Origin of the sequence: Nocardia carnea NBRC 14403 (genome assembly GCF_000308515.1) — a bacterium.
Lineage (GTDB): Bacteria > Actinomycetota > Actinomycetes > Mycobacteriales > Mycobacteriaceae > Nocardia > Nocardia carnea.
This window is the reverse complement of record NZ_BAFV01000123.1, coordinates 112,025-118,280: the sequence shown is the minus strand read 5'-3', so window position 1 is coordinate 118,280 and position 6,256 is coordinate 112,025. Positions and strand designations below refer to the sequence as shown.

General features: G+C 67.4%; 6 protein-coding genes. 5 read left to right on the top strand and 1 reads right to left on the bottom strand.

From position 1 onward, the window contains the following. The coding region (locus ON22_RS32055) for an aldehyde dehydrogenase family protein (protein ID WP_043740950.1) at positions 1-1,518 on the bottom strand (1,518 nt) is incomplete at its 3' end. Between the two features lie 223 nt (positions 1,519-1,741). On the opposite strand from ON22_RS32055, the gene ON22_RS32050 reads away from it, so the two are divergent. The 5 genes from ON22_RS32050 (at position 1,742) to ON22_RS32030 (ending at position 6,255) form a co-directional block, all read left to right on the top strand. After that, positions 1,742-2,200: a PhlB family protein gene (locus ON22_RS32050; protein WP_033244863.1), complete on the top strand. Its 459-nt coding sequence runs from the start codon at positions 1,742-1,744 to the stop codon at positions 2,198-2,200. After that, positions 2,200-2,673 carry a Zn-ribbon domain-containing OB-fold protein gene (locus tag ON22_RS32045; RefSeq protein ID WP_033244862.1) on the top strand — a complete coding sequence of 158 codons (474 nt, stop codon included), beginning with the start codon at positions 2,200-2,202 and terminating at the stop codon, positions 2,671-2,673. The genes ON22_RS32050 and ON22_RS32045 overlap by 1 nt, the downstream gene beginning before the upstream one ends. Beyond that, on the top strand, positions 2,666-3,733 hold the full coding sequence (locus ON22_RS32040) for a thiolase family protein (protein WP_033244861.1): 1,068 nt from the start codon (positions 2,666-2,668) through the stop codon (positions 3,731-3,733). The genes ON22_RS32045 and ON22_RS32040 overlap by 8 nt, the downstream gene beginning before the upstream one ends. Further along, a complete protein-coding gene (locus ON22_RS32035; RefSeq protein ID WP_033244860.1) occupies positions 3,730-4,884 on the top strand; it encodes a thiolase family protein in 1,155 nt (384 codons plus the stop codon). The genes ON22_RS32040 and ON22_RS32035 overlap by 4 nt, the downstream gene beginning before the upstream one ends. A gap of 171 nt (positions 4,885-5,055) precedes the next feature. After that, positions 5,056-6,255: a thiolase C-terminal domain-containing protein gene (locus ON22_RS32030; protein WP_033244859.1), complete on the top strand. Its 1,200-nt coding sequence runs from the start codon at positions 5,056-5,058 to the stop codon at positions 6,253-6,255. Position 6,256 lies beyond the last annotated feature (1 nt).

Here is a 6,256-nt window from a genome sequence, read left to right as displayed (position 1 = left end):
AATGAACTTGTTGCCGAACAGGGTGCCGATGGTCTTCTCCAGCGTGGCGGCGGTGGCCTCGCTGTAGGGGTACCAGATGTTTTCCTTCTTCAGGCCCCACCGGTCCAGCAGCACGGGCTGCGGGTGGACGAAGCTGCGCAGCGCGTCACGCCCGTTCACCTGCCCCATCCCGCTGTCCTTGCGGCCACCGAAGGGCGCTTCGGCGACGCCGTAGATCACCGAGGCGTCGTTCTGCACCACCGACCCGGTCTTGAGCTGTTTGGCCAGCCGTATGACCTTGTCCTTGTCCTTGGTGAACACACTGCCGCTGAGCCCGTACTGGCAGTCGTTGGCCATCCGCACGGCTTCTTCTTCGTCCCGGACGCGCATGATGGCGACGATCGGGCCGAAGGTTTCCTGCTGCATGATGTCCATATCGTGGGTGACGTCCACGACCACGGTGGGCTTGAAGAACACGCCCTCGGCGGTATCGGATTCGCCGCCGAGCAGGACGGTGGCGCCCTTGGACTTGGCGTCCTCGACGTGCTTCTCGACGATCTCGAGCTGGCGGTCCCAGAACAGCGGTCCGACATCCTTACCGGAGGGTCCGTAGGTGACCTCGGCGGCGCGTTTGCGGACCTGTTCGATGAACTCGTCGGCGATGCTGTCCACCACGTAGATGCGTTCGACACCGACGCATACCTGTCCGGTGTTGAACATCGACAGGTATACCGCGCCCAGTGACGCGCGATCGAGGTCGGCGTCGGCGCAGACGATCATCGCGTCCTTACCGCCCAGTTCGAGGGTGCACGGGATGAGCCGGGTCGCGCAGGCGGCGGCGATCTTCTTACCGGTGCCGACGCTGCCGGTGAACGAGATCTTGTCGATATCGCCGTTGACCAGGGCGGCACCGGTTTCGCCGTCGCCGTGCACGACCTGCAGGACGTCCTTGGGCACACCCGCTTCGTGCAGGACCTTGACCGCCCATTCCCCGGAGTGCGGGGTGACCTCGGACGGTTTCAGGACCACCGAGTTCCCGGCGAGCAGCGCCTGCGCGATCGGGTTCAGCGACAGGATGAAGGGGCCGTTCCACGGGGTGATCACGCCGACGACGCCGAGCGGCTGGTAATTGATGACCAGCTTCTTCAGTGGCAGCATGTAGCCGTGCAGGCGGCGGTTCTCGTCCGCCAGGTCTTTGGTCGCGCGGCCGCTCCAGTAGTTCAGGAAGTCGCAGGCCGGCACCATTTCCACGGCCAGCGCCTCGACCCGCGGTTTACCGGTTTCCTGCATGACCGTCTCGACGATTTCGTCGCGGCGTTTCAGCAGTACCGAGACCGCGTTGCGGATGATCGCCGCGCGCTCCTTGACCGGCCGGGCGGCCCAGCCTGGTTGGGCGGCGCGGGCCGTAGCCAGCGCCGCGGCGACATCGTCGGCCGTGCTCACCTCGATTTCGCCGACGCGTTCGCGGGTAGCGGGGCTGCGCAGCTCGAGCCGGCGGCGTCCGTCGGCGGTCGGCTCCAGCTGTTCAACGATGGCCATGGTGGTCTCTCCTCACCGGAGGAATTGGAACAGGTTCTACTTTAGCTGGGAGCTTACGTCATGGCCGCAAGCCGTGCAGCAAGGTTCATCCACACATTCGGACCACGAAGGCAGCTCGATCTATCACTCGATTCAATCAAGTGATTGACATCGGCCGTCGAGCGGGTCACGATCGAGACGCGGTCGCAGTGTCCCGGCCGCGCACCCGAGCGGCAGGAGAACGATGACAGCCGAACCCGCGGGCGCGAGTCTCACCGCGCCCTACACGATCGAATTCCCGTACAACCGCACGGTCGGCGAGAAGATCGGCACGTTCCTGGGCGGTCTACGCGACGGTGAGCTGTACGGGGTACGCACCGAATCCGGGGCGGTCCTCTGCCCGGCCCTCGAATTCGACCCGGCCACCTCCGCGCCCACCGGTGAACTGGTGCGGCTCGAACCCGCCGGCACCGTCCGGCACTGGACCTGGGTGCCCGCCCGGCCCGGTGACGAGATCGCGGCCGACCATTACGCCTGGGCCCTGATCGCCATCGACGGCACCGAGGGCGCCCTGTTCCATGCCGTGGACACCGGCGGCGACCCCGCCCGCCTCGCCGCCGGCCTGCGGGTGAAACCCCGCTGGCGCGCGGAACGGGTGGGCAGTATCCGCGATATCGTCTGCTTCGAACCGGTGGAGTCGTGATGAGTACTTTGCCCACCCCGGTGGAATCGTTCACCAGCCCGCACAAGGTGGATTACACCTTCGTCGCCGGTACCGGCCGGTCGACCTTCCTGCGCGGGCTGAAGCACCGCACGCTGCTGGCCCGGCGTTGCGGCACCTGCGAGCGGGTGTACCTGCCCGCACCGGAGTTCTGTTCCCGCTGCCTCGTCGAACTGTCCGAACCGTTCGAGCTGGGCGGCAACGGTGTGGTGAAAACCTTCTGCGTGGTGAACTTCCCGTTCCCCGGCCAGAAGATCGACCCGCCGTACCTGGTCGCCTACATCCAGGTCGACGGCGCGGACACCACCCTCATGCACTTGATCCGTGATGTCGAACTGGGCGAGGTCCATATCGGTATGCGGGTGGAACCGGTGTGGTGCGCCGACGAAGACCTGGACACATCCATGAACAGCATTCGCTACTACCGGCCGATCGCGGGAGGTTCCGATGCGTGATGTCGCGGTGGTGGCATTCGCCCAGTCACCGGGTATGGCAGCCGATCGCCAGGACGATATGGCCGAGATCCTGCTGCCGGTGATGCGGGAGGCGCTCGCTTCGGCGGGGATCGACCGCACCGAAGTCGATTTCTGGGCCTCGGGTAGCCACGATTTCCACGAAGGCCGGACCTTCGCCTATATCGAATCCCTCGACGCGGTGGGCGCCTGGCCGCCGATCTCGGAATCGCATGTCGAGATGGACGCGGCCTGGGCCGCCTACGAGGCATGGTCGTGGCTGCAGCTCGGCGAGGGCGAGATCGCCGTGGTCTACGGGGTGGGTCGCGGATCGCTCGCGAACGACCTGGACCAGGTCACCAGCACTCAGCTCGACCCCTACTTCCTGGCCCCGCTGCGGCCGCATCAGGACGCGCTCGCCGCGATCCAGGCGCAGGCGCTGATCGCGGCCGGTGCGCTGGACGAGAAACAGATGGCCGAGGTGGTCGCCCGGGCCCGGGCAGGCGCGGTGGGTAATTCGGCGGCGCAGGTGTCGGGCGAGGTCACGGTGGACGAGCTGCTGGCCGCCCCGTATCTGGCGTCACCGCTGCGGGAACACGATCGCGGCCCCGTCGGGGATGCCGCGGCCGTCCTGGTGCTGGCCGCCGGTGATACCGCACGCCGGTTGGCGCAGCGCCCGGCCTGGGTGCGCGGCGCCGACCACCGGATGGATTCGCACTATCCGGGCACCCGCGACCTCACTCGCACCGACACCGTCGGTATCGCCGCGGCCAAGGCGGCGCAGCAGGCCGGATTCGCCGCCCGCGACGTCGATATCGCCGAACTGCATACCGAATACAGCTATCAGGAACCGCTGCTCGCCGGAGCTCTCGAACTGTCCGGCACCATCAACCCCGGCGGTGGACCGCTGGTGGCCCGCCCCACCACGGCCACCGGTTTGATCCGGATCGGCGACGCCGCCCGCCACATCCTGACCGGCGGCGCGGACCGCACGCTGGCGCATGCCACCAACGGGCCCGCGCTCCAGCAGAACATGATCTGCCTTTTGGAGGGAGACCGATGAAACTCGCGGTCGTCGGAATCGGACAGAGCAAACAGGCCAAGAAACGCAAGGTCACCATCGGCGCGATGGTGCGCGAGGCCGTCGACGAGGCAATGGCCGATGCCGAACTGCAATTCGGTGATATCGACGCCGTCGTGCTGTCGAAAACACCCGACCTGTTCGACGGGGTGATGAACCCGGAACTGTATCTGGCCGATGCCATGGGTGCCCGCGGTCTGCCCGTGACGCGGGTGTTCACCGGCGGCAGCGTCGGCGGGCATGCCGCCATCTACGGGGCACATCTGGTGCAGGCGGGACTGGCGCGGCGGGTGCTGGTGGTCGCGTATTCCAAAGAGTCCGAAGGCGATTTCACCTGGGCGCTCTCGCGCGGGTTGCCATTCAGCGCGCAGCTGGGCGCCGGCGCGGGCGCGCATTTCGCCCCGGTGATCCGGGAGTACATCCGCCGTTCCGAGGCGCCCGAGCACATCGGGTGGCAGATCGCGGTGAACCACCGGTTGAACGCGACCCGCAATCCCTACGCCCACATCCAGTTACCGGATATCACCGTCGACCAGGTGCGGGAATCACGGATGCTGTGGGATCCGATCCGGTTCCTGGAATCGTGCCCGTCCTCCGACGGTTCGTGTGCGGTGGTGATCACCGGCGAGGACGACGCCCACCACACGGGCCGTCCACCGGCCTGGATCCACGGCATGTCGTGGCGGACCGAGACCGGGCATTTCGCCGGCCGCGACGAAGTGAACCCCGAGGCCGGGCGGCTGTGCGCCGCCGACGCCTACCGGCAGGCCGGCATCACCGACCCGGCACACGATATCGATACCGCCGAGCTCTACATCCCCTACAGCTGGTTCGAACCGATCTGGCTGGAGAACGTGGGCCTGGCCGAGGTCGGTGCGGGCTGGAAAATGGTCGATGCCGGGCACACGGCGTTCGACGGATCGCTACCGATCAACCCGTCCGGTGGCGTGCTCTCCGGAAACCCCACCGGCGCAACAGGTCTGCTGCGGTTTGCGGAGGCGGCCATGCAGGTGCGCGGGACCGCGGGTGAGCACCAGGTGCCGGATGCGCGCCTGGCCGTCGGACATGCGATGGGCGGTGCGGCCCAGTTCCATGCACTGTGGGTGGTGGGTTCGGAACCGCCGCAATCCTGACCGGCGCGCCCCCCGCTCCGTGCAGTCGGCAGTGGGGCGGTCCACCGGAGAACACGAACCGGCTGCCGCTCCGGTCCATGAGGAAGGACGGAGCGGCCGGCCGGACCGCCCCGCCAGCGGGGCAACAACTGCTTCCGCGGTATGCGAAACCGCACGAAACTAGGAGAGATCATGGCCGAGCGGGTTTACGTCGCCGGTGTCGGGATGACCAAATTCGAGAAGATCCAGTCCCGCGACTGGACCTACCCGGAGATGGTCGCCGAAGCGGTGGGCCACGCGCTCACCGACGCCGGAGTGAACTACGACCAGGTGCAGCGCGCCGCCGTCGGCTACGTGTTCCAGCCGTCCACGGCCGGTCAGCGGGCGCTCTACGATATCGGGCTCACCGGTATCCCCATGGTGAACGTCAACAACAACTGCGCCACCGGGTCGACCGCGCTGGTCCTCGCCCGGGAATGGGTGCAGGCCGGGCTGGCCGATATCGTCCTCGCGGTCGGGTTCGAGCAGATGACCAAACAGGCGATGGCCGGTGACGGTTCGATGCCGAAGGTCACCACCGTCGACCGGCATATGGGCGCCCTGAAAGCCGCCGCCGGATTCAGCGCCGCCCCGATGACCGCGCAATTCTTCAGTGCCGCCGCCAACGAGCATATGAAGCGGTACGGCACGACCCGCGAACAGCTCGCCCAGGTCGCGGTGAAGAACCACGAACACTCCACCCGCAATCCGAAAGCCCAGTTCCAGGACGCCTACACCCTCGACCAGGTACTGAACGACAAACTGGTCTCCGATCCGCTCACCCGTTCGCAATGCTCCCCCATGTCCGACGGCGCGGGTGCCGCGGTGCTGGTGAGCGAACGTTACGTCCGCGAACACGGCCTCGACCGGGCGGTGCCGATCCTCGCCCAGGAGCTGGTCACCGATACCGGCGCCTCCTTCGAATCGGATTCGATGATCGACGTGGTAGGTGCGCCGATGGCCCGGATCGCCGGGCAGCGGGTGCTCGAGACCGCCGGGGTCGGGATCGACGATATCGACGTCCTGGAACTGCACGATTGCTTCTCGATCAACGAACTGCTCACCTACGAGGCGCTCGGCATGTGCGGTGAAGGTGAATCGGGCGAGCTGGTCGCCTCGGGCGCCACCACCTACGGCGGGCGCTGGGTGGTGAACCCGTCGGGCGGGCTCATCTCCAAGGGGCATCCGCTCGGCGCGACCGGGCTGGCCCAGTGCACCGAACTGGTCACCCAGGTGCGGGGCGGCGCGGGCGACCGGCAGGTGGACGGCGCACGGCTCGGGTTGGCGCACAACCTCGGGCTCGGCGGCGCCTGTGTGGTGACCCTCTACGGCGCGCCCGGCGCGGTCTCCTAGA

Excerpts from the sequence above, each read along its gene's own strand:
- ON22_RS32050 (WP_033244863.1), top strand. The coding sequence starts at position 1,742 with ATGACAGCCGAACCCGCGGGCGCGAGTCTCACCGCGCCCTACACGATC.
- ON22_RS32045 (WP_033244862.1), top strand. The coding sequence starts at position 2,200 with ATGAGTACTTTGCCCACCCCGGTGGAATCGTTCACCAGCCCGCACAAG.
- ON22_RS32030 (WP_033244859.1), top strand. The coding sequence starts at position 5,056 with ATGGCCGAGCGGGTTTACGTCGCCGGTGTCGGGATGACCAAATTCGAG.
- ON22_RS32035 (WP_033244860.1), top strand. The coding sequence starts at position 3,730 with ATGAAACTCGCGGTCGTCGGAATCGGACAGAGCAAACAGGCCAAGAAA.
- ON22_RS32040 (WP_033244861.1), top strand. The coding sequence starts at position 2,666 with ATGCGTGATGTCGCGGTGGTGGCATTCGCCCAGTCACCGGGTATGGCA.